At 55.6% G+C, this 21,943-nt stretch carries 22 protein-coding genes; 11 read left to right on the top strand and 11 right to left on the bottom strand.

The window, feature by feature from the left end; all coding sequences use genetic code 11:
* Positions 1–54 precede the first annotated feature (54 nt).
* Positions 55–1,182: a ribonuclease D gene (rnd, locus tag B2Q93_RS14210; protein WP_154298799.1), complete on the top strand. Its 1,128-nt coding sequence runs from the start codon at positions 55–57 to the stop codon at positions 1,180–1,182.
* A gap of 42 nt (positions 1,183–1,224) precedes the next feature.
* Here rnd and minE read toward each other — a convergent pair whose 3' ends face one another.
* From minE to minC, 3 genes are read right to left on the bottom strand one after another with little or no spacing between them, the layout of a single operon-like run.
* Positions 1,225–1,494, bottom strand: a complete 270-nt coding sequence (gene minE, locus B2Q93_RS14205) for a cell division topological specificity factor MinE (protein ID WP_040075196.1) — start codon at positions 1,492–1,494, stop codon at positions 1,225–1,227.
* 3 nt (positions 1,495–1,497) lie between these two features.
* On the bottom strand, positions 1,498–2,310 hold the full coding sequence (gene minD / locus B2Q93_RS14200) for a septum site-determining protein MinD (RefSeq protein ID WP_040075197.1): 813 nt from the start codon (positions 2,308–2,310) through the stop codon (positions 1,498–1,500).
* A gap of 23 nt (positions 2,311–2,333) precedes the next feature.
* Entirely contained in the window at positions 2,334–3,041 is a 708-nt protein-coding gene (gene minC / locus B2Q93_RS14195; protein WP_046885140.1) for a septum site-determining protein MinC, read from the bottom strand.
* Between the two features lie 124 nt (positions 3,042–3,165).
* Here minC and B2Q93_RS14190 point away from each other — a divergent pair, with 124 nt between their 5' ends.
* The 3 genes from B2Q93_RS14190 to B2Q93_RS14180 all read left to right on the top strand — a co-directional run bounded on the left by B2Q93_RS14190 (position 3,166) and on the right by B2Q93_RS14180 (position 4,682).
* Positions 3,166–3,441, top strand: a complete 276-nt coding sequence (locus tag B2Q93_RS14190; protein WP_040075199.1) for a YcgL domain-containing protein — start codon at positions 3,166–3,168, stop codon at positions 3,439–3,441.
* 46 nt (positions 3,442–3,487) lie between these two features.
* Positions 3,488–4,147, top strand: coding sequence for a fumarylacetoacetate hydrolase family protein (locus tag B2Q93_RS14185; RefSeq protein WP_046885141.1), 660 nt, complete (start codon positions 3,488–3,490; stop codon positions 4,145–4,147).
* Positions 4,148–4,241: 94 nt separating this feature from the next.
* Positions 4,242–4,682, top strand: a complete 441-nt coding sequence (locus tag B2Q93_RS14180; RefSeq protein WP_040075201.1) for a YcgN family cysteine cluster protein — start codon at positions 4,242–4,244, stop codon at positions 4,680–4,682.
* Between the two features lie 43 nt (positions 4,683–4,725).
* On the opposite strand, the gene dsbB is transcribed toward B2Q93_RS14180, so the two are convergent.
* Entirely contained in the window at positions 4,726–5,256 is a 531-nt protein-coding gene (dsbB, locus tag B2Q93_RS14175) for a disulfide bond formation protein DsbB (protein ID WP_040075202.1), read from the bottom strand.
* Between the two features lie 144 nt (positions 5,257–5,400).
* Complete coding sequence (gene nhaB / locus B2Q93_RS14170) at positions 5,401–6,939, bottom strand: sodium/proton antiporter NhaB (protein WP_212475646.1); 1,539 nt, start codon at positions 6,937–6,939, stop codon at positions 5,401–5,403.
* Positions 6,940–7,135: 196 nt separating this feature from the next.
* On the opposite strand from nhaB, the gene fadR reads away from it, so the two are divergent.
* Positions 7,136–7,855, top strand: a complete 720-nt coding sequence (fadR, locus tag B2Q93_RS14165; protein ID WP_040075204.1) for a fatty acid metabolism transcriptional regulator FadR — start codon at positions 7,136–7,138, stop codon at positions 7,853–7,855.
* A 31-nt stretch (positions 7,856–7,886) separates the two neighbouring features.
* On the opposite strand, the gene B2Q93_RS14160 is transcribed toward fadR, so the two are convergent.
* Positions 7,887–9,419 carry a SpoVR family protein gene (locus B2Q93_RS14160; RefSeq protein ID WP_040075205.1) on the bottom strand — a complete coding sequence of 511 codons (1,533 nt, stop codon included), beginning with the start codon at positions 9,417–9,419 and terminating at the stop codon, positions 7,887–7,889.
* Positions 9,420–9,742: 323 nt separating this feature from the next.
* Between B2Q93_RS14160 and B2Q93_RS14155 the strand changes: the two genes are divergently transcribed.
* Positions 9,743–11,041 (top strand): D-amino acid dehydrogenase, encoded by a 1,299-nt coding sequence (locus B2Q93_RS14155; RefSeq protein ID WP_286933564.1) that lies wholly within the window; start codon positions 9,743–9,745, stop codon positions 11,039–11,041.
* 13 nt (positions 11,042–11,054) lie between these two features.
* Positions 11,055–12,125 carry a catabolic alanine racemase DadX gene (dadX, locus tag B2Q93_RS14150; RefSeq protein WP_286933563.1) on the top strand — a complete coding sequence of 357 codons (1,071 nt, stop codon included), beginning with the start codon at positions 11,055–11,057 and terminating at the stop codon, positions 12,123–12,125.
* A gap of 432 nt (positions 12,126–12,557) precedes the next feature.
* On the opposite strand, the gene B2Q93_RS14145 is transcribed toward dadX, so the two are convergent.
* Positions 12,558–14,291, bottom strand: coding sequence for a potassium/proton antiporter (locus B2Q93_RS14145; RefSeq protein ID WP_233804200.1), 1,734 nt, complete (start codon positions 14,289–14,291; stop codon positions 12,558–12,560).
* A gap of 97 nt (positions 14,292–14,388) precedes the next feature.
* Positions 14,389–15,303, bottom strand: coding sequence for a muramoyltetrapeptide carboxypeptidase (gene ldcA / locus B2Q93_RS14140; RefSeq protein WP_286933560.1), 915 nt, complete (start codon positions 15,301–15,303; stop codon positions 14,389–14,391).
* A gap of 113 nt (positions 15,304–15,416) precedes the next feature.
* On the opposite strand from ldcA, the gene emtA reads away from it, so the two are divergent.
* Complete coding sequence (gene emtA / locus B2Q93_RS14135; protein ID WP_040075211.1) at positions 15,417–16,028, top strand: membrane-bound lytic murein transglycosylase EmtA; 612 nt, start codon at positions 15,417–15,419, stop codon at positions 16,026–16,028.
* A 36-nt stretch (positions 16,029–16,064) separates the two neighbouring features.
* On the opposite strand, the gene ycgR is transcribed toward emtA, so the two are convergent.
* Complete coding sequence (gene ycgR, locus B2Q93_RS14130) at positions 16,065–16,796, bottom strand: flagellar brake protein YcgR (protein WP_286933558.1); 732 nt, start codon at positions 16,794–16,796, stop codon at positions 16,065–16,067.
* Positions 16,797–17,000: 204 nt separating this feature from the next.
* On the opposite strand from ycgR, the gene B2Q93_RS14125 reads away from it, so the two are divergent.
* The gene (locus tag B2Q93_RS14125; RefSeq protein ID WP_286933556.1) at positions 17,001–17,255 is read left to right on the top strand and encodes a GlsB/YeaQ/YmgE family stress response membrane protein; all 255 of its coding nucleotides are present in this window, start codon (positions 17,001–17,003) and stop codon (positions 17,253–17,255) included.
* A 38-nt stretch (positions 17,256–17,293) separates the two neighbouring features.
* Here the strand turns inward: B2Q93_RS14125 and B2Q93_RS14120 are convergent, their stop codons facing one another.
* The gene (locus tag B2Q93_RS14120; RefSeq protein ID WP_286933554.1) at positions 17,294–18,970 is read right to left on the bottom strand and encodes an alpha,alpha-trehalase; all 1,677 of its coding nucleotides are present in this window, start codon (positions 18,968–18,970) and stop codon (positions 17,294–17,296) included.
* 227 nt (positions 18,971–19,197) lie between these two features.
* Here B2Q93_RS14120 and B2Q93_RS14115 point away from each other — a divergent pair, with 227 nt between their 5' ends.
* Together B2Q93_RS14115 and B2Q93_RS14110 are read left to right on the top strand one after the other, a co-directional pair.
* The gene (locus tag B2Q93_RS14115; RefSeq protein WP_040075216.1) at positions 19,198–19,983 is read left to right on the top strand and encodes an OBAP family protein; all 786 of its coding nucleotides are present in this window, start codon (positions 19,198–19,200) and stop codon (positions 19,981–19,983) included.
* A gap of 141 nt (positions 19,984–20,124) precedes the next feature.
* Positions 20,125–20,874: a phage antirepressor KilAC domain-containing protein gene (locus B2Q93_RS14110; protein WP_040075218.1), complete on the top strand. Its 750-nt coding sequence runs from the start codon at positions 20,125–20,127 to the stop codon at positions 20,872–20,874.
* 52 nt (positions 20,875–20,926) lie between these two features.
* On the opposite strand, the gene B2Q93_RS14105 is transcribed toward B2Q93_RS14110, so the two are convergent.
* A complete protein-coding gene (locus tag B2Q93_RS14105) occupies positions 20,927–21,883 on the bottom strand; it encodes an AraC family transcriptional regulator (protein WP_212475659.1) in 957 nt (318 codons plus the stop codon).
* Positions 21,884–21,943 lie beyond the last annotated feature (60 nt).

Genomic DNA, 21,943 nt, shown 5'->3' with positions numbered 1-21,943 from the left:
AAACGCTGGCTAAGCCGGCGTTTTTTTATGGGCGCAAACCAAAGAGAACTTGTTTTGAATTACCAGATGATCACCACCAACGACGAGCTGGCCTCCCTGTGCGATGTCACGCGTGATGCACCCGCTATCGCCCTGGATACCGAGTTTGTTCGTACCCGCACCTACTATCCACAGCTGGGCCTGATCCAGATGTATGATGGCAAACGGCTGGCCTTAATTGACCCGCTGGGCATCACCGACTGGGCGCCGCTGCGCGAGCTGATGCTGAACACCGCTGTGACCAAATATCTGCATGCCGGGAGTGAAGATCTGGAAGTCTTCCTGAATACCTTCGGCATTATGCCGCAACCGCTTATCGACACTCAGATTCTGGCCGCCTTCTCCGGTCGTCCGCTCTCCTGGGGCTTTGCCGCGATGGTCGAAGAGTACACCGGACTGGCTATCGATAAGAGCGAATCCCGTACCGACTGGCTGGCGCGTCCGCTTACCGAGCGCCAGCTTGATTACGCCGCCGCCGACGTTTTCTATCTGCTGCCCATTGCCGGACAGCTGATGAAAGAGGCCGAAGCCTCTGGCTGGCTGCCAGCCGCGCTGGACGAGTGCCGCATGACGCAGCAACGTCGTCAGGAGACCGTCGACCCGAAAGACGCCTGGCGCGACATCAATAATGCTTCACAGCTGCGTACGCGCCAGCTGGCTTGTCTGCAGTTGCTGGCGGAATGGCGTCTGCGTAAAGCCCGCGACCGCGACATGGCGGTGAATTTTGTGGTGCGGGAAGAACATCTCTGGGGCGTGGCGCGCTTTATGCCGGGCAGCATGGGTGAGCTGGACAGCATTGGCCTCTCCGGTAGCGAGATCCGTTTCCACGGCAAAACGTTACTGGCGCTGGTGGCCAAAGCGCAGGAGATCCCGGAAGACGAACTGCCGGAACCGCTATTAAACCTGATGGACATGCCTGGCTACCGTAAAGCGTTTAAAGAGATCAAGGCGCTGGTCCAGGAGGTGGCGACAGAGAGCAAACTCAGCGCAGAGCTGCTGGCGTCACGTCGTCAAATCAATCAGTTGCTCAACTGGCATTGGCAGTTAAAACCGCAGAACGGGTTGCCGGAGCTGATGGCAGGCTGGCGCGGGGAGTTAATGGCTGAACGCCTGAGCGCACTGCTGAAAAACTATCCGCTGTAAGAAGGGTAGGCCGGGCAGCGCGCTGCCCGGCGCTATACGTCACTAGGAACGTGACTCTTCCGCTTCTGGTAGGGTGACGTTGAGCTCCAGAATCGAGATGTCCCCGTCCCGTTGCTCCAGCTGTACAGAGACCATTTCCGGGTCAATCTGCACGTATTTACAAATCACTTCCAGAATGTCTTTACGCAGCTGAGGCAGGTAGTGCGGCTCAGCGTCGCTGCGGCGTCGTTCCGCCACAATAATTTGCAGTCGCTCTTTCGCGATGTTGGCGGTGCTTTTTTTCCGCGAGAGAAAAAAGTCCAGTAATGCCATAACTTATCCTCCGAACAGGCGTTTGAGGAAACCTTTCTTCTCTTCTTCAATGAAGCGGAAAGGACGTTCTTCACCAAGCAGACGGTCCACGGTATCAGCATAAGCTTTACCCGCGTCGGCGGTGGCGTCGAGAATAACAGGTTCACCCTGGTTTGACGCGCGCAGCACGGACTGATCTTCCGGGATAACGCCCACCAGTTTAATGCGCAGAATTTCGAGCACGTCTTCCATGCTCAGCATGTCACCTTTGTTGACCCGGCCCGGGTTGTAGCGGGTGAGCAGCAGGTGTTCTTTGATTGGATCTTGTCCATTTTCCGCACGACGGGATTTGGACGCCAGGATACCCAGGATACGGTCGGAGTCACGAACAGACGAGACTTCAGGGTTGGTGGTAATGATGGCTTCATCAGCAAAGTAGAGCGCCATCAATGCACCGGTTTCAATCCCTGCCGGCGAGTCGCAAACAATGAAGTCAAACTCCATCTTTTTCAGCTCATCCAGCACTTTCTCCACGCCTTCACGCGTCAGCGCATCTTTGTCGCGCGTCTGAGACGCGGGGAGGATATAGAGATTTTCCGTGCGCTTATCTTTGATCAGCGCCTGGTTTAGGGTGGCATCGCCCTGAATAACGTTAACGAAGTCGTACACCACGCGACGCTCGCAGCCCATGATCAGGTCGAGGTTACGCAGGCCGATATCAAAATCGATAACGACGGTTTTCTTTCCCTTCTGGGCCAAACCAGTAGCGATGGCCGCGCTGGAGGTGGTCTTGCCAACGCCTCCTTTACCCGAAGTAACAACAATAATGCGTGCCATAGAAATTCCTTGTTAAAAAGGGATCAATTCAACGGTTGAACAGTCAAAGCGTTATCTGCCAGTTGCAGACGCGCCGCTTTGCCATAAAATTCGGCCGGGATTTTATCGCTCAGCCAGTAAACCCCTGCGATGGAGACCAGCTCCGCCGACAGGTGGGTACAAAAAATTTGCGCGTCGCGATCGCCACTGGCGCCGGCCAGCGCGCGTCCACGCATGCTGCCATAAATATGAATATTGCCATCCGCGATCAGTTCTGCGCCCGCGCTAACGTGGTTGGTCACAATTAAGTCACAGTTTGGCGCATAAATGCGCTGACCGGAACGAACCGGCAGATCAATCAATCGCGTTTTTGTGACTGTGCTATCAATTTCAACCGGCGGGGCAGGCGGAGCGGCCTCGGTGGGGGCGGCGCGTGGGGCTTTTTCTTTGCCTTCATTCAACAGCGGCAGGCCAGCCCGATCGATTTCAGCTTTCAGTTCGGCATCTTTGCAGCCGCTAATGCCCACGATCCGTAGTCCGGTAGAGGTCACCGCCTGCTGCAGGCGCTGCCAGTTGATCGGTGCGTCAAGGTCGCTGACATTAATGACCACGGGAGCATGTTTTAGAAATGCGGGCGCCTGAGCGATTTTGTCTTCTAACGCCTGACGAATAACCTCGGGTTTTGCATCATGCAAATGAACCACTGATAAGGTGAAGCTACTGCCTTTAAGCTCGATGGGCGTGTTTGACATCCTGGCCTTACTCAATTTGCTTTGAACCGCGACGTATCCGACGCGATATTCCGAAGAGTATCAGGCATGTTATAGTCACTATTATATTGAGGCAAGCAACCACCCATTAATTCAGAGTAAAAGTATGTTTTGTGTGATCTATAGAAGTACCAAACGCGACCAGGCTTATCTGTATGTCGAAAAAAAAGACGATTTTTCCCGTGTGCCTGAAGAATTACTGAAGCAGTTTGGTCCACGCCAGCTGGCGATGCTTCTGCCGCTGGATGGCCGTAAAAAATTGATCAATGCCGACCTCGAAAAAGTAAAAACCGCACTGGCCGAGCAAGGCTATTATTTACAACTTCCTCCTCCTCCGGAGAATTTACTTAAACAGCATCTTGCGGAGCAGGGGAAAAAGTAGTTCAGAATTATCTGTCAGCGTCACATTAACCTTTTAGGGGACGATTATGTATCAGCATCATAACTGGCAAGGGGCATTACTCGATTATCCTGTAAGTAAAGTAGTTTGCGTAGGCAGTAATTATGCGAAGCATATTCAGGAAATGGGTAGCGCGGTTCCGGACGAACCCGTGCTGTTTATTAAGCCTGAAACAGCGCTTTGCGATATTCGCCAGCCGCTGGCCCTGCCGCAGGGGCTGGGATCAGTCCATCATGAAGTTGAGCTGGCGGTACTGATTGGCGCAACGCTTCGTCAGGCCTCGGAAGAGCATGTCCAGAAAGCGATAGCGGGTTATGGTGTGGCGCTGGATCTGACGCTGCGCGACCTACAGGGCAAAATGAAAAAAGCCGGTCAGCCGTGGGAAAAAGCCAAAGGTTTTGATAATTCCTGCCCGATCTCCGGATTTGTGCCTGTTTCTGAATTTCCTGACGATCCACAAAATACCCCGCTCAGCCTCAAGGTGAACGGCGAAGTGCGTCAGGAAGGCACCACGGCAGACATGATCCATAAAATCGTCCCGCTTATTGCCTATATGAGTCGTTTCTTCACCCTGAAACCGGGTGATGTGATCCTGACGGGCACCCCGGATGGGGTTGGGCCGTTGAACAGCGGGGATGAACTGGAAGTGGCTTTTAACGGCCAGTCGCTGAAAACCCGCGTGCTGTAAGCACAGCTTGCCGCCGCTAATGGGCGGCAAAACTTGCATCCCCGTGCCAGACTGGTTATAAGGTGCGCTTTCTTTTTGACGTGTGGACATCCTTATGAGCGAAATCCCTTTCTGGCAAAGCAAAACTCTCGACGAAATGACCGACGCGGAGTGGGAATCGTTGTGCGATGGCTGCGGGCAGTGCTGCCTGCATAAGCTGATGGATGAAGACTCTGATGAGATCTATTTCACTAACGTCGCCTGCAACCAGCTCAATATTAAAACCTGTCAGTGTCGTAATTATGAGCGTCGCTTCGAGCTTGAGCCGGACTGCATAAAATTGACCCGCGATAACCTGCCAACCTTCGAGTGGTTGCCGCATACCTGCGCCTATCGTCTGCTGGCGGAAGGGAAAGGTTTACCGACGTGGCACCCATTATTAACCGGTTCGAAAGCGGCGATGCACGGCGAGCGTATTTCGGTACGCCATATTGCGGTGAAAGAGTCTGAGGTGCGCGACTGGGAAGACCACATTTTGAATCATCCCAATCGTTAAGCATAAAAAAACCCGCCGAGGCGGGTTTTTTTATTCGCATTCATTACCGACCAAACAGATCGCGTTTTTTCGGTTTGAAGGGTTGGGCAATCAGTACCAGCAGCGCCACGATGAAGTAAGCTGCAAAAATACCAACCAGCCACTGCGGCATCTCCAGTGACAGAAACTCCCACTGACGCACAGAGCAGTCGCCCGATGCCACGAACACCTGCGGCAGCCATTTATCCAGCGGCAGCCAGCCTGGGAAGCGAGCGGCAAAATCGCAGGTCATAAACGGCGAGGGGTGCAGCTGGATCATGGTGTGCTGCCAGGCCAGCTCAACGCCTTGCCAGGCGCTGTATAACCAGATGGCGATAGCCGCGTAGCGTAACGGCGTCTTCGGCGCGATAGCGCCGACCAGACCGGCACCCATAATGCCGAATAGCGCACAACGCTCATAGATACACATCACGCAGGGTTGCAGCAGCATCACATGCTGGAACCACAGCGCGACCATTTCCAGCGCAAAGGCGGTCAGCGCCATCAATAACCACGCTCCGCGACCGCGCGAGCACTGGTTCAAAAATCTCAACATAATCATTTCCCTGGGACATGCTTAGAAAGCGCAGTGTAAACGAATTCATTTCACACGCCACCTGCTCAGCGAAAAATAAAACGTAATCGGATATTTATCATGCGGAAAGTCAAACCGGGCATCTGACTGCCCGGTTTGACTGACTTATTGCGCGGCCAGTATACCCGCCCCGATCATCCAGTGGGTAAGAGGAATCAACATAATTTTGACGCACAACAAACCAACCAGCGTTAAGACCACAGTGTAGGGCAACGCCATCCATACCATGCGGCCATAAGAGAGCCTGATGAGTGGGGCCAGCGCAGAGGTGAGCAGGAAGAGGAAGGCGGCCTGGCCGTTTGGAGTGGCAACCGAGGGGAGGTTAGTCCCGGTGTTGATCGCCACCGCCAGCATCTCGAACTGCTGGCGATCAATGGCTCCGCTCTCCAGCGCCGCTTTGGCTTCGTTAATATAGACCGAGCCTACAAAGACGTTATCCGAAATCGACGACAGCAGGCCGTTAAAGAGATAAAACAGCGTGAGCTGCGCGTCCGGCTCGGCCTGCAGTACAAAGTGGATAATAGGCGCAAACAGTTGCTGATCAACAATGACCGCCACCACCGCAAAAAAGACCGCCAGCAGAGCGGTAAAAGGCAGCGCCTCGGTAAACGCCTTGCCGATGGCGTGTTCGTCGGTCACGCCGGTGAGCGAGGTGGCGAGAATAATCACCGACAGGCCAATCAGGCCTACCTCAGCAAGATGAAACGCCAGGGCAATGATCAGCCAGACGCCAATGACCCCCTGGACAATCAGGTTAAGCGTCTGCTGACGAGTCCGCTGGCTGCGGCTTTTCGCATCATAATCCTGCAGCACCTGGCGTACCGGGGCAGGCAGTTCAGTCCCGTAGCCAAACCATTTTCTCTTTTCCACCAGCCAACAAGTGAAGAGCCCGCACACCAGAACTGGCACGCTAACGGGTGCAATGCGCAGGAAGAAGTCACCAAAGCCCCAGCCCACCGCTTTAGCGATAATCAGGTTCTGCGGCTCGCCGACCATGGTCATGACGCCACCCAGCGCGGTACCCACCCCGGCGTGCATCATCAGGCTGCGCAAAAAGGCGCGAAACTGCTCCAGCACATCGCGCTGTTGGGCATCGACATGGCTGTCATCCTGTAGCGTCTCTGCCGGGCGCGAGGAGGCGAACCGGTGATAAATATCGTAAAAGCCCACGGCGACGCTGATGACCACCGCTACTACCGTCAGCGCATCCAAAAACGCCGACAGGAATGCGGCTGCGCAGCAGAAAGCAAGGGAGAGCAGGGTCTTTGACGGAATGCTCAGCAGCAGGCGCGTGAAGATAAACAGCAGCAACTGCTTCATAAAGAAGATCCCTGCCACCATAAACATCAGCAGCAGCAAGACTTCCAGATTATTCGCCAGCTCTGTTTTCACGTGGTCCGCGCTGGTCATGCCGATCACGATCGCCTCGAAGGCCAACAGCCCGCCGGGCAACAGCGGATAACATTTTAGCGCCATCGCCAGGGTGAAAATAAACTCCGCCACCAGCAGCCAGCCCGCGGTGAAGGGATGAATGAAAAAGATTACCGGGTTGATAATCAAAAACGCGAGAAGAGTCAGTTTGTACCAGTCCGGCGACTGACCTAAAAAATTGCGCCAAAAAGCGCGCCCATAAGAGATTTCCACAGCAGATTTCCTTGCCCATCACATAATTACAATTTAAGTATACGCAACTGAGCTGCACAGGGGGCATGGAGGCAGACGTAAATTGACAAAAATAGAACAGCGATCCCTTTTTTCTCGCGTCGCTGCGCTATCTGCCTCTGCCTGCCTCTGGTATGATGAGTCCATTAGCAAAAAGCTGTGTAATGGAAATCTCACTATGGTCATTAAGGCGCAAAGCCCGGCGGGTTTCGCGGAAGAGTACATCATCGAAAGCATCTGGAATAACCGTTTCCCACCTGGATCGATCCTTCCCGCTGAACGAGAACTCTCTGAACTGATTGGCGTTACCCGTACTACCTTACGTGAAGTGTTGCAGCGTCTGGCCCGCGATGGCTGGCTGACGATCCAGCATGGCAAACCGACCAAAGTGAATAACTTCTGGGAGACATCGGGGCTGAACATCCTCGAAACGCTGGCGCGCCTCGATCATGAAAGTGTACCGCAGTTGATCGATAACCTGCTCTCTGTGCGCACGAACATCTCGACTATCTTCATCCGCACGGCATTCCGCCAGCATCCGGACCAGGCGCTGGAAGTGCTGGCCCGTGCAACCGAAGTTGAAGATCATGCCGATGCCTTTGCCACCCTGGATTACAACATCTTCCGCGGCCTGGCCTTTGCCTCCGGCAACCCAATTTACGGGCTGATCCTGAACGGAATGAAAGGTCTGTATACCCGCATTGGGCGTCACTACTTCGCCAATCCGGAAGCCCGCGCGTTGGCGCTCGGTTTTTACCACAAGCTCAGCGAGCTCTGTTCAGAAAGCCAGCACGATCAGGTATACGAAACCGTACGCCGCTACGGTCATGAGAGTGGTGAGATCTGGCACCGTATGCAGAAGACGCTGCCCGGCGATCTGGCCATTCACGGTCACTAAAAAAAAGCCTCTCATCGAGAGGCTTTTTTGTTTAAAGCGTGTTCATTCGCGGGGGACAACGTTCCAGTAACTCCACGCTGCCATCCTCATTTTGCTGCTCCAGCGTGACGTCAAATCCCCACAGACGATGCACATGTTTCAGCACCTCTTTGCGTCCCTTATCCAGCGGCGCGCGATTATGCGGGATATAACGCAGCGTTAATGAACGGTCGCCCCGCAGGTCCACATTCCACACCTGAATATTGGGCTCAAGGTTGCTCAGGTTGTACTGAGAGGAGAGGCGATTGCGAATCTCGCGGTATCCCTCTTCATTATGAATCGCGGAAATCTCCAGATAGTTATTGCGGTCGTCATCCATGACCGTGAACAGGCGGAAGTCACGCATCACTTTGGGGGACAGGAACTGGCTGATAAAGCTCTCATCCTTAAAGTCGCGCATCGCGAAGTGGAGCGTTGTCAGCCAGTCTGAACCGGCGATGTCCGGGAACCAATACTTGTCCTCTTCGGTCGGCGTCTGGCAAATACGCTTGATGTCCTGGAACATGGCAAAGCCCAGCGCGTAGGGGTTGATTCCACTGTACCAGGGGCTGTTATAGGGCGGCTGGAACACCACATTCGTGTGGCTATGCAGAAACTCCAGCATAAAGCGCTCGGTCACTTTGCCTTCGTCATACAGGTGATTAAGGATGGTGTAGTGCCAGAAGGTGGCCCAGCCTTCATTCATCACCTGGGTCTGTTTCTGCGGATAGAAATACTGGCTCACCTTGCGCACAATGCGCAGGATCTCACGCTGCCAGGACTCCAGCAGCGGGGCGTTTTTCTCCATAAAATAGAGCAGATTCTCCTGCGGCTCGGAGGGATAGCGGCGAGCCTCGGGCATGGCCTTCTCCTCCTCGCGTCTTGGCAGGGTACGCCACAGCGTATTCACCTGGCTTTGCAGATACTCTTCGCGGCTTTTCTGCCGGGCTTTCTCCTCCTGCAAAGAGATCTTCTGCGGGCGTTTGTAACGATCCACACCATAATTCATTAGCGCGTGGCAAGAGTCGAGCAGCTTCTCCACCTCATCCACGCCGTAGCGCTCTTCGCACTCGGTGATGTATTTGCGGGCGAAAATCAGATAATCAACAATCGAACTGGCGTCGGTCCAGCTGCGGAACAGATAGTTGTTCTTGAAGAAAGAGTTGTGTCCGTAACAGGCGTGGGCCATCACTAACGCCTGCATGGTGATGGTGTTTTCTTCCATCAGATAGGCAATGCAGGGGTTAGAGTTAATCACAATTTCATACGCCAGCCCTTGCTGGCCATGCTTGTAGAGGCGTTCGGTTTCGATAAATTTTTTGCCGAATGACCAGTGCGGATAGTTGATGGGCATCCCGACGCTGGAGTAGGCGTCCATCATCTGTTCGGAGGTGATGACCTCAATCTGATGAGGATAGGTATCCAGACGGTACAACTTTGCCACCCGATCGATCTCTGCCAGATAGACATCCAGCAGCTCGAAGGTCCAGTCGGGTCCGTCGTTGAGACGTGTGCTGTCCTTATTCATCGAATCAATAGTAGCCATTAGCGCGCCCTCATTGTGATTAGCTCTCTCTGTCTGGAGAACCTCTTTTCAAGCATAGAACACCCCATTCAAAAGCGTGCTGGCGCAGGATTTTTTTCTTTGCGATTTCCCGTTTTCAATACGGGGTGAAATGGGGTGCCGGCAGAATTTTATACTGGTTAAAAATGACGCGCAGCAGGAGATGCCAAATAACGCCCATCCCCGCCTGATGGGGAAGGTGTGAGGTAAGTCACCATAAAAAAGCCGTATGTTGAATAATATTTTCATCTGAGTTATCAATCTGTAATCAGAAGATTGTTCTTTTGCTTATTAACGGAGTGGCTATGCGTGTTGTCATACTGGGAAGTGGCGTCGTTGGCGTAACCAGCGCCTGGTATCTGAGTCAGGCGGGACATGATGTGACCGTCATCGATCGGGAGCCGGGCCCGGCCCTGGAGACCAGCGCCGCGAACGCGGGGCAGATTTCGCCAGGCTATGCGGCGCCATGGGCGGCACCCGGTGTGCCGTTGAAGGCGATTAAATGGATGTTCCAGCGCCATGCGCCGTTGGCGATAAGCCTGGATGGCACCCAGTCTCAGTTGAAGTGGATGTGGCAGATGCTGCGTAACTGCGACACGCGCCACTATACGGAGAATAAAGGCCGCATGGTGCGCCTGGCCGAATACAGCCGCGACTGCCTGAAAGCGCTGCGCGCCAGCACAAATATCCAGTATGAAGGACGGCAGGGCGGCACCCTGCAGCTGTTCCGCACGGCGCAGCAGTACGAGAACGCCACCCGTGATATTGCGGTGCTGGAAGATGCGGGCGTGCCTTATCAACTGCTGGAAGCCAGTCAACTGGCCCAGATTGAGCCTGCGCTGGCGGACGTGGCGCATAAACTGACCGGCGGCCTGCGTCTGCCTAACGATGAAACCGGCGACTGCCAGCTCTTTACCCAGAACCTGGCTCTGATGGCGGAGCAGGCAGGGGTGAAATTCCGTTACAACACCGCTGTCGATCAGCTGCTGTACGAAGGGGAAAAAATCTACGGCGTGAAATGCGGGGAAGAGGTGGTCAAAGCTGACGCCTACGTTATGGCCTTTGGCTCATACTCCACCGCCATGCTGAAAGGCATTGTCGACATTCCGGTCTATCCGCTGAAGGGCTACTCGCTCACCATCCCGGTGAAAGAGGAGAGTGGCGCCCCGGTTTCGACCATCCTGGATGAGACTTATAAAATCGCTATTACCCGCTTTGATAACCGTATCCGCGTGGGTGGCATGGCTGAAATTGTCGGTTTTAACACCGAGCTGCTGCAGCCGCGGCGTGAAACGCTCGAGATGGTCGTCGGGGATCTTTTCCCACGCGGCGGTGTTATCGAGCAGGCGACCTTCTGGACCGGGTTGCGTCCGATGACGCCGGATGGTACGCCGGTGGTAGGCCGCACGCCGTTTAAAAACCTGTGGCTCAATACCGGCCACGGCACGCTGGGCTGGACCATGGCGTGTGGCTCTGGACAGCTGCTGAGCGATTTGATCTCCGGGCGGACGCCGGCAATTCCGTTTGATGATTTAAGTGTGGCGCGCTATCGTCCGGGGTACTCTCCGTCACGCGCACAACACCTGCACGGCGCACATAACTAATAAAGGAGTCGTCATGTCCCGTCCCGTTCTGGCACAGATCGATTTGCAGGCCCTGAAGGATAACCTGCAGGTTGTGCGTCGCGCTGCGCCAGCTTCACGCGTCTGGTCGGTGGTCAAAGCTAATGCATATGGCCACGGTCTGGATCGCATCTGGAGCGCCTTAAGCGCTACCGATGGTTTTGCCTTGCTCAATCTTGAAGAGGCGATCCTGCTGCGTGAGCGCGGCTGGAAAGGGCCGATTTTGCTGCTCGAGGGATTCTTCCATGCGGATGAGTTACCCCTGCTGGATAAATATCGTCTTACCACCAGCATTCACAGCAACTGGCAGGTCAAAGTTCTGCAAAATGCTAAACTGCACGCGCCGCTGGATATTTACGTGAAGGTCAACAGCGGCATGAATCGGCTGGGCTTCCCACCTGAGCGGGTGCACAGCGTCTGGCAGCAGCTGCGCGCCATGCAGAATGTGGGCGAAATGACTTTAATGTCCCACTTCGCCGAATCGGAACTGCCCGACGGAATTACCGCGCCAATGGCGCGTATCGAACAGGCGGCCGAGGGGCTTAACTGTCCGCGCTCGCTCTCTAACTCGGCGGCCACGCTCTGGCATCCTCAGGCCCATTTCGACTGGGTGCGCCCCGGCATCATTTTGTACGGCGCCTCGCCGTCGGGTCAGTGGCAGGATGTAGCGAATAGCGGAATAAAACCGGTGATGACCCTGTGCAGCGAAATTATCGGCGTACAGACCCTGAAGGCGGGTGATGCCGTAGGTTATGGCAGCCGCTACCGCGCCAGCGGGGAGCAGCGGATCGGCATCGTGGCGGGGGGATATGCCGATGGTTATCCGCGCATCGCCCCCAACGGCACCCCGGTATGGGTGGATGGGGTACGAACCGGCACCGTTGGCGCTATCTCAATGGATATGATGGCCATTGACTTAACGCCGTGCCCGCAGGCGGGTATCGGTTCACCGGTTGAGCTCTGGGGCAACGAGATAAAAATTGATGATGTCGCCGCAGCGGCAGGCACCATCGGTTACGAGTTGATGTGCGCCCTGGCGCCGCGGGTACCGGTTGTGACGGTGTAAGCACTAAAAAAACAACGTGGGATGTCATGCCAGTCAGTTAAGTAGGGTGAATTGTTCCGTTAACTAAAGCATTTCTGTTCTATGCCGTTTCCTCAGCGGCCTGACCGGGGCTCGGGTGTTGACTCCCCGCTGAAATCGGCGAACCGGAGACCGGATGACAAGGGCTGGACGCCATGGATGGCGGCCAGAGGCGAAGCGAGACAGGGACGTCGAGTTGAGCCGACCGCAGGCAGGAGGTCGGGAGGTGAGCGCAGTGCGAAGCACCGATTTCGTCGCGGGGCCGCGGGGATTGACAAGGGGGACCCGATGGTCCCCCTTGTCACGTTCACGGGTGGTGTAATGCTATATTCCGCTGGACATGAGATGAACGGAACAATTCCCCGTGCTTAACTGATCGGCATTACAAACTTCAGATTGCCGTAAGCAAGGCCGCTACTCTTCACCATCCTCCGCAACGCGAACACCCACCTTCAGGACTGCGTTATCTTGCTTCTCAGCGACGGTCCAGATCATCCCCGCAAACTCCACCTGGTCACCCACTACCGGCGCGGCGCCCAGCAGTTGCTGAATAATCTCACCCAGCGTCTGCTGCTGTTGGCGATACTCCAGACCTTCATCAAGACCGTAGATCAAGGCCACGTCGGCAAACTTGGCACTGGCCTCCAGAATAAAATCACCGAAGAAGCGCTGATCCAGCGCCACCGGCGGCGATTGGCTAAACAGCTTGCCCAGCGCAGGCAGGTCTCGCTCGCGGCCAATCACGCAGAGAATATCGTTCTCGCGCAGGCGCGTACTGCCGGTCGGGTGCAGCAGAGCGTTATCACGAAACAGCGCGGCGATGCGTGTTTCGCTGGGCATGTGCAGGTCGCGCAGTGACGCGCCCACGCACCACTTATCGGCGCTGAGCTGGTAGACAAATTGTTCCCACGGGTTCTCCGGATGAATATCCAGCCCGACGCGTGAGACCGGCCAGCCGACCGGCGGCACCACTACTTTGGCTTTTTTGGCCGCCCAGCCCAGCGAGGTCCCCTGGAAGAGTAACGAGACCAGCACCACAAAGAAGGCCACATTGAAGAACAAGCGGGCGTTATCCAGCCCCGCCATCATCGGGAAGACGGCCAGGATGATCGGCACCGCGCCGCGTAAACCAACCCAACTGATAAAGATGCGCTCGCGCAGGTTAAATCCGCGGAACGGCAGCAGGCCAGCAAACACCGACAGTGGACGCGCGAAGAAGATCATCCATGCCGATAAGAGCAGCGCCGGTACGGCAATTGGCAGCAGATCGGACGGGGTCACCAGCAGCCCCAGCACCAGGAACATGCCAATTTGTGCCAGCCAGGCTAGCCCGTCGAAGTTCTGCAAAATGGCGTGCCGGTTACGGATAGGCCGGTTACCCAGCAAAAAGCCGCACAGATAAACCGCCAGGATGCCGCTGCCATCCAGCGCGGTGGTAAGGGCAAAGATCAAAATCCCGCCGCTGAGCGCCAGTAAGGGGTAGAGACCGCCAGGCAGCGAAATACGGTTAATCATCTGCTGGAGCAAATACCCCCCGGCGAGACCGATAATGATCCCCAGACCAAACTGCTGGATAATGTGCCAGGCGAACATCCAGCTGAGGCCGGTTTCGTGCTGCTGAATCATCTCAATCAGCGTGATGGTAAGAAATACCGCCATGGGGTCGTTGCTGCCGGATTCAATCTCAAGCGTGGAGCCGACACGTTCGTTAAGCCCCTTGCCCCCCAACAGGGAAAACACCGCGGCGGCGTCGGTAGAGCCGACAATGGCGCCAATCAGCAGCCCCTCCATGATATCCAGCTTAAATAACCATGCCGCCATCATTCCCGTCAGGCCTGAGGTAATAAGCACCCCGACCGTGGCCAGCGACAGGGCCGGGCCCAGCGCTACGCGAAAGGAGCTCGCCTGCGTGCGCATGCCGCCATCAAGGAGGATCACCGCCAGCGCGAGGTTACTGATCATGTACGCCATGGGGTAGTTATCGAAAGGAATACCGCCCACGCCATCAACGCCTGCGAGCATGCCGATAGCCAGGAAAATAACCAGAATAGGTATGCCGAGACGGGAAGAAAACGAACTTAATAAAATACTACAGGTTACAAGAACTGAACCCAGGATAAAGAGACTGATTATTGCTGCGGCATCCAATGTTTGCTTACTCCCGCCTGACGCTGTGACTGTTATTAAAACCCTAACATATTAACGACACTCACAGCGTTTAAATGAGGCGGTTAAGCACCTTTTTTTATGACTTTATGACCGGATGGCCGCTAACCGTTAAAGAGGTGCCCTTTTCATCGTTTAAAAGGACTGCCTGCGCACCCAGCGGCAGTGTGACCGTCTGCTGTTCGTGGCCGAAATCGAGTCCGGCGATCACCGGTACCGCTACTCTGCTACGAAGGTAATCGATCATGGTTTGCAGATCGTAGCCGGCATCGTAATCATTGGCCGCTGCGCCGCTAAAACTGCCCAGTACAATCGCCCGCTGGCGCGCGAGGATACCCGCATGATGTAGCTGCAACAGCATGCGTTCAACGCGGAACGGATGCTCATTGATATCTTCCAGCACCAGGATGCCGTTCTCAATGACGGGTAGCCAGGGGGTGCCAATCAGCGATACCAGCATCGCCAGGTTGCCGCCCCAGAGTTGACCCTCGCAGGTGCAACAAGGGCCCTGACCCTGCCAGTGCAGGGTGAAGGTAGGATTTCTCAGCGCCCGCCAGAAATGGTCGATGGTAAAGGCATCCAGCGTCGGGGCGCCGAAATTGCCCGCCAGCATGGGGCCGCTAAAGGTGATGACATTGTGCAGTGCCAGCAGACCCAACTGAATCACGGTAAAATCACTGTGACCGCAGATGAGCAGCGGATCCTGCTGCTGACGTCTCGCCAGCCCTGCCCAGTCAATCTGCTCCAGCAGGCGGCTGGCACCGTAGCCGCCGCGTACCGCCATCACAATTTGATCAGCGCCGGGCAGCGTGGCTAGCGCATTGATATCGTTCAGTCTCTGCGCTTCGGTGCCGGCAAAACGTTGCTGGCGGCGGGGTACAATTGTCTGATTTTGTACGCTATGGCCGCTCTCAATGAGACGCGCTATTCCCCGCTGCGCCGCCTCCTGGTTTATGCAGTACCCGGACGGAGCGATAAGATGAAACTGAGACATGGCATTTCCTTGCTGACTTATAAAACCAAATGTATATATCATGCCGCTTGTTATTGCCCTTCAGCAAGTGGATGAGAGGGCAGCTGCGATGACTGGCCATAAGGATAGATGACGTGAAATTGAGATGGTTTGCTTTTTTGATGGTATTGCTGGCGGGCTGTTCGTCGAAGCAGGATTACAAACAACAACCCTGGAACCCGGAAGTGCCGGTCAAACGCGCTATGCAGTGGATGCCTATCACCGAAAAAGCCGGTGCGGCATGGGGGGTGAGCCCAAGGTTGATCACCGCTATTATCGCGGTGGAGTCGGGCGGTAATCCGACGCTGGTGAGTAAATCCAACGCGGTTGGGCTGATGCAGCTTAAAGCCTCCACAGCCGGGCGCGAAGTGTATCGCTATATGGGCTGGAAGGGTGAGCCCTCTACCAGCGAGCTGAAAAACCCGGAGCGCAATATCTCGATGGGCACGGCCTATCTGAGTATTCTCGAACACGGCATTCTGAAGGGAATCGAAGATCCGGAAGTGATGCAATATGCGCTGGTGGTCTCATACGTGAACGGGGCAGGCGCGTTACTGCGAACCTTCTCGTCGGATCGTAAAAAGGCAATAAGCGAGATCAACGATCTTAATAAGCAGGAGTTTTACGATCACGTAGTGCAAAACCATCCGGCTCCGCAGGCACCGCGCTATATCTGGAAAGTACAGAAAGCGATGGACGCGATGTAAAAACAGGCCGGGCAGCCCCACGCTGCCCGGTTATCCTCAGCGCACTTTGTTCGCGCGCTCGCGCGCATCGCGTTCCAGTGAGAAGATGATACGTTGCAGATCGCGCTCAACCGCCGGACTGACGTTCAGGAAGCGGAAGCTGAGACGCGGGGTAGAAATGGTCTCGTTTTTACCGTCCACCACTTGCCGCTCGCTCACGGAGATCAACTGGGCATCGACGCGAAATATCCCCCAGTTCGCCATATCCAGCTCAAGCTGCGAAAAACGCATTCCTTCTACCAGCGACTCCGGTTTCGCGCCCTCCATTAATGCGCCCATCCCCCCCAGCGAGAGGTCATACAGGCGAAAGCGCAGTTCACTTTTGTCCGGCATTTTGGCTCTGCAGTAGTAAGCAGGGTGCAGTGGCGCAGGAATACGGAAAAACTCGCGACGCTGAATAAACCAGACGGAATCGGGCAGGGGGGCAACGAAAGCAGGCAGCGACTCATACTCTCCTTCTTCAAATGCCGGCAGCGTGAATTCAACCTTGGCGCCTTTGGTATCTGCCGTGACGCAGAGGCTCTCGGCGCGCAGCACCGCGCGGTTTTCATAGTCCTGGCTACCCAGGTCGATGATCACGTTATCAGGTGAGAGGTCGAGAATCTTGCTAATAAACTGGTTGTTGCCCCAGCTAATACGCACCGGGACATCATTTTTTTGCAGGTCCCGTAATACACCTAACACAGCCAGCGGATTGTTTTTCAGGAACTGCTCACTGTAATTACTCACGCCCTGGGGCTCCTCGATATTGAGAGACTATCTCTGAGTTATCGGCAGCACCTGCGCAGAACTTAATACAAACCAGGGATTTTTTTCGTTGTGCCTGGCGAATTAAGTCAGTGAGAAGAAAATGATTTTCTCACCATTGCCTATACTTACATTACCTGCGCGGACAGGTGTCTCGCGCACCATTCAAAGCAAGAGGGCATCGCTATGGGTATCATCGCCTGGATTGTATTTGGTCTGGTTGCTGGCGTTATCGCCAAGTTTATTATGCCTGGTCGTGATGGCGGCGGCTTTATTCTGACCTGTATCCTGGGCGTCGTGGGTGCTGTCGTGGGCGGCTGGCTAGCCACCATGTTCGGTATCGGCGGCAGTGTATCTGGTTTTAATTTGCACAGTTTCCTGGTCGCCGTGGTCGGCGCCATCGTTGTGCTGGGTATATTCAGGTTGTTACGTCGCGCATAACGTCGTAAAAAAAGGCCCTCATCTGAGGGCCTTTTTCTTTATTGCGCGGCCTGAGCCTGCGGGGCAGGCTTATCGTTTGCCGCGGGTTGGTTTGCGGGCAGGCTATCGCACGGTTTTTCCTTCGGACAGACCAGGCTCAGCATCTGTAGGGTCACGCCGTTAGTCCAGCCGAAACCATCCTGCAGCGGATATTCGCCGCCACCGCCACCTGTGCCGGTGGTAGAGACGTCATATTTCTCCACCAGTTTTTTCTCCCGGTCGTAGGTGTGCTGTACGTTGGTCAGGAAGCGCCAGGTCACATCCATCGCCACTTTTTTATGCCCGTAGTTCTGCAACCCTTCGGTTGCGACCCACTGCAGCGGCGCCCAACCGTTTGGGGCATCCCACTGCTGACCGCTGTTAACGATAGTGGTAGTAATGCCACCGGGTTTCAGCAGACGCGACGCGGTGGCCTTCGCCACTTTATCGGCGCGATCCTGCGCAGCCGCATTCACATACAGCGGGAAGAGTGCAGCGGCGGTCAGCTGGTTACGGACCTTTTTGGTTTTCAGGTCGTAATCGGCATACCAGCCCTCTTTATCATTCCACAGGTGGCTCTCCATCGCCTTCTGACGTGCGCTCGCCAGGCCGTCATATTTGCTGGCTGCGGCGCTGTCACCCGCTTCCTGGCTGGCTTTTGCCAGCAGTTTTTCCATCTTGAACATCAGGGCGTTCAGATCCACCGGCACAATGCTGGTGGTGCGTATGGTGCCCAGCTTTTTCGGGTCGTCCATCCAGCGCGAACTGAAGTCCCAGCCGGAAGCGGCCGCAGAACGCAGATCCCGGTAGATCTCCGTCGCCGGTCGATCGGGGTTGTTTTTGGCGGTAGTCACATCATCCATCCACGACTCCGGACGCGGCGTGTCACGATCGTCCCAGTAGCGGTTGAGAATGGATCCATCCTCCAGTTTCACCACGCGTTGATTAGCCTGGCCCGGCTGGAGTGCATCGACGCCCTCCATCCAGTAGGCATGCTCTTTCTCCATCTGAGGACGGTACTGCTTCAGCGCCTCGGGATCGTGGGTCGCCAGCAACTCTACCATCAGTGAGAAGAAAGGCGGCTGGGAGCGGCTCAGGTAGTAGCTGCGGTTGCCGTTAGGAATGTGTCCCCAGGCGTCGATCTCATGCCCGAAGTTCGCCACCATATCGGCAATCTTATCCCAGTGGCCACTCTGCGCCAGCCCCAGCATGGTGAAATAGCTATCCCAGTAATAGACCTCACGAAAACGGCCGCCCGGCACTACGTACGGCTTAGGCAGCGGAAGCAGGGAGTCCCATTTGCCGGCGGTATCGGTGGTGCGCGTCAGCACGGGCCAGAGACCATCGATATGTTCACGCAGACTCTGTCCTGCGGGGGGAACATACTTTTCGCCCGCTTTGGGCAGGGTGAAGTTCATATCCACAAAATGGCGCAGATCGAAGCCGGACTGATTTCGCTGCATACGGTAATCGGCCAGGATCATCAGCGGATCGCTTTTTGGCACCGCGTCGGCAAAGGTCTTCTGGTCGGGGAAGAGCTTGGCGCTCTGTACATCATTAAACAGCGGACCAAACAGGATATCAGGGGATTGCGGCTGCCCGGCAGGGGCATCGTCGGCAAGGCTACAGGCGCTAAAACCAAGCAATATGCCACCCATTGCCAGCCGCAGCGCAGGGCGCAGTTGAGGTGTTATCATGGTGATTCTCCTTAAGTTGCTGAGCAGCGTGTCCGCTGTCATCAATCACCTGAAAACCTTAGACGAATCTGAGACATTTCGCGTGCCGGATACGGCATTTTGCGCAGTTACAGACAATTTACCGCTGCGCAGGGGCCAGTGTAAAAGTGCGCTTTTTTGCCTTTTCACCGGATTAATTCTCGAGCCTGCACTACCTTCATAACCGGGTTAACTTAAAGGGAGTGCTCATGAAATTTCTGTCTCTGTTCGTTCCAGCCATGGTGATGCTTGTCGGCTGCGGGGCGAATAACACGCCGCCGCAAACGCCGATCCCCGGAGAGAAGACTTCTGCGACTCTCAGTACGCTGGAAACGGGTGCGCAAGTCATTCAGTCTCGTCCCCCTATTGACGCCATTAGCGCTTATCTGGATGGTTTCCATTTCTATAGCGGGGATAAAAATGGGCAAATGGAGGCCCATCATTATGTGACGGTACTGAATGACGATGTCATGCAGGCGGTCATTTATGATGGTAATACCCGGGATGCCCGGCTGATGGGGGTGGAGTACATCATCAGCGAACGTCTCTTTAATACCTTACCGCCAGAAGAGAAAAAACTCTGGCACAGCCATCAGTACGAAGTGAAATCAGGGAGTCTGGTGGCACCGGGGCTGCCTGCCGTCGCGGATAAGGCGTTAATGAAAAAAATAGTGAACACCTACGGCAAGACCTGGCACACCTGGCATACCGATCGGGATAAAAACCTGCCGCTGGGTATACCGGCACTGATGATGGGCTTCACGGGAGAAGGGCAACTCGATCCTGGGCTGCTGGCGGATCGCGATCGTCGTCTGAAGATCAATACGCAGGAGATTAAACGTCAGCGCGCTGATATCGTCGCGCACCCGGTGGCGAAGGGGGCCAATGCCTGGCAGCACGGGGAGGTCATACAGCTCCAGCGCGTGAAGGGTAGCGGAGAGCATGGCAAGGGTGATACCGCGCATTTCGGCACGTCTGAACAGCATTCACCTTAAAGATCATAAAGATGGGATCCTGTTAGTGGTAGGCCAGCACGCGTCGTAAAATGGACAAAAATTATACTGGATATTTAAACAGGTATTTGTATACTATTAGAGCAAATTACCCGAGTATTGTATGAGTGAGGGGTGAATCCTATGGTAATTCCTGTTGAAAGTTTCCCGTCCTATGAGCAGCCTGCCACCATCAGCAGCCGTGAAATCGCGAAGGTGATCGGTATGACCCATACCGAGGTGAAGCGCATGGTTAAAAGCCTGGAAACGGCGCAACGTCTTTCGCAGCCGGTGACGGCGAGTGTGTATGAGCGTGAAGGTGAAATGCGGCAGGAGTTTTTGCTGAACAAACGCGACTCCCTGCTGACGGTGTCGCGCATCTCTCCGGCCTTTACCGCCACCATGCTGGATCGCTGGCAGGAGCGAGAGAAAAGCGTCAATCTTCCTGATTTCACTAATCCGGCAGCGGCGGCGCGCGCGTGGGCCGAGCAGTACGAAAAACGCCAGCGTGCGGAGGAGGAACTTGCCCGTTCCGCCCCAAAGGCCGCCTTTTTTGATCAGTTCATTAGCGTGAATACATCGCTGGGCTTTCGTCAGCTTTGTAAAATGCTGAACGCGAAAGAGCCTGCGTTCCGGGCATTTTTACTGGAGCGTAATATCATGCAGCGCGTGGGGGGAACCCTGGTACCGCCGCAGCATCATATTGAGGCGGGCTATTTTACCCTGCACAGCGGCGTGGGTGAAAATCAGCACAGCTGGTCGCAGGCTCGCTTTACGGCGCGCGGCGTGAAATGGGTTGCCGGACTGTGGGCAAAACACCTCTCTTCGCTGTTGATTGAAGTACCGCGCGATGAGCGCAGCGAGGGGGCAACCCCAGGGCAAAACTGGCTATAACCCCCGCGTACATCACCCTTCGTACCCCGGCGCCAGGCCGGGGGCGAGAGGGTCAAATCTCCTCAGGCACCTGGCCTGCCTCGCGCAGCGCCCCCGGCGAATGGCCAACGATACGCTTAAATGCCCGGCTAAAGGCCGCCAGCGAACTGTATCCCAGGCGCAGTGCCACGGTTTCGATGGCCTGATTTTCCTGCCCGATATACTGGATCGCCAGCCGCATCCGAAGCTCGCCCAGATATTTGGCCGGTGTCGTGCCGGTGGCGGAGAGAAAACGCTCAGCAAAGACCGAGCGCGATGTCCCCGCCTCTCTGGCCAGCTCCGCCACGCTCCAGTTTATGCCTGGCTGCTGGTGCATGGCATAAATCGCCCGGCTCAGGCGTGGATCACGCAGCACCTGTACCCAACCCGTGGCTTTGCCGCAGCCGGATTCAACCCAGCCGCGCACAATCAGCGCGGCCACCACGTCCGCCAGACGGGCGAGTATTCCGGCAAAACCCACCTGCTGGGCTGTCGATTCACGTTCCATCGCGGCCAGTAACGGGTGAATTTCAGGCCAGGTGGACATGAGTCGGCTGACCATCATCACCTCCGGCATGGCGCGGATCAGCGGCTGCATCCCCCCCAGTTCGAAATCCATACATCCACTGAAAATAATCACATTCTCACTGTCCGGGCACGGCTCGCAGTGAATATCACATACCGAATTGCAAATCGGCTCGCTGGGGAAGGCCGACACCGGCGTAACGTCGGCATGTTCGTCAGAGAGCAGGGCATGTGAATTACCGTTGGGAATAAACAGCGCATCGCCGCTGTTCAGCGCAAAGGTTGCGCCGCTCTCCATTTTCAGTACCGCCGGACCCCGGCTAATAAAGTGAAACTGCGCCTTTCCAGGCGCATGGCTGAACGCTACGCCGAAGGGGGCGCTGGCTTCGATACGGCGATATTTCACCCCGGAGAGGCGCATTCCGCGCAGCATTTCGCTGATCAAATCAGGGGCATGGAGGGTCATAACGGCAACTCCGGACGATTAATCAATAATTGGAGATTATATGTCATAGATCGTCCGGGG

Origin of the sequence: Leclercia sp. UBA5958, from assembly GCF_002430365.1 — a bacterium.
Taxonomy (GTDB): Bacteria; Pseudomonadota; Gammaproteobacteria; order Enterobacterales; family Enterobacteriaceae; genus Enterobacter; species Enterobacter pneumoniae.
The sequence above is the reverse complement of the archived record's forward strand: the minus strand, read 5'-3'. Positions and strand labels throughout refer to the sequence as shown.

Coding starts and splice junctions, on each gene's coding strand:
- B2Q93_RS14115 (WP_040075216.1), top strand. CDS start 19,198: ATGAAATTTCTGTCTCTGTTCGTTCCAGCCATGGTGATGCTTGTCGGC.
- B2Q93_RS14160 (WP_040075205.1), bottom strand. CDS start 9,419: ATGGCTACTATTGATTCGATGAATAAGGACAGCACACGTCTCAACGAC.
- dadX (WP_286933563.1), top strand. CDS start 11,055: ATGTCCCGTCCCGTTCTGGCACAGATCGATTTGCAGGCCCTGAAGGAT.
- dsbB (WP_040075202.1), bottom strand. CDS start 5,256: ATGTTGAGATTTTTGAACCAGTGCTCGCGCGGTCGCGGAGCGTGGTTA.
- B2Q93_RS14110 (WP_040075218.1), top strand. CDS start 20,125: ATGGTAATTCCTGTTGAAAGTTTCCCGTCCTATGAGCAGCCTGCCACC.
- B2Q93_RS14155 (WP_286933564.1), top strand. CDS start 9,743: ATGCGTGTTGTCATACTGGGAAGTGGCGTCGTTGGCGTAACCAGCGCC.
- B2Q93_RS14125 (WP_286933556.1), top strand. CDS start 17,001: ATGGGTATCATCGCCTGGATTGTATTTGGTCTGGTTGCTGGCGTTATC.
- minD (WP_040075197.1), bottom strand. CDS start 2,310: ATGGCACGCATTATTGTTGTTACTTCGGGTAAAGGAGGCGTTGGCAAG.
- minC (WP_046885140.1), bottom strand. CDS start 3,041: ATGTCAAACACGCCCATCGAGCTTAAAGGCAGTAGCTTCACCTTATCA.
- minE (WP_040075196.1), bottom strand. CDS start 1,494: ATGGCATTACTGGACTTTTTTCTCTCGCGGAAAAAAAGCACCGCCAAC.
- B2Q93_RS14185 (WP_046885141.1), top strand. CDS start 3,488: ATGTATCAGCATCATAACTGGCAAGGGGCATTACTCGATTATCCTGTA.
- B2Q93_RS14105 (WP_212475659.1), bottom strand. CDS start 21,883: ATGACCCTCCATGCCCCTGATTTGATCAGCGAAATGCTGCGCGGAATG.
- B2Q93_RS14120 (WP_286933554.1), bottom strand. CDS start 18,970: ATGATAACACCTCAACTGCGCCCTGCGCTGCGGCTGGCAATGGGTGGC.
- B2Q93_RS14180 (WP_040075201.1), top strand. CDS start 4,242: ATGAGCGAAATCCCTTTCTGGCAAAGCAAAACTCTCGACGAAATGACC.
- ldcA (WP_286933560.1), bottom strand. CDS start 15,303: ATGTCTCAGTTTCATCTTATCGCTCCGTCCGGGTACTGCATAAACCAG.
- fadR (WP_040075204.1), top strand. CDS start 7,136: ATGGTCATTAAGGCGCAAAGCCCGGCGGGTTTCGCGGAAGAGTACATC.
- B2Q93_RS14190 (WP_040075199.1), top strand. CDS start 3,166: ATGTTTTGTGTGATCTATAGAAGTACCAAACGCGACCAGGCTTATCTG.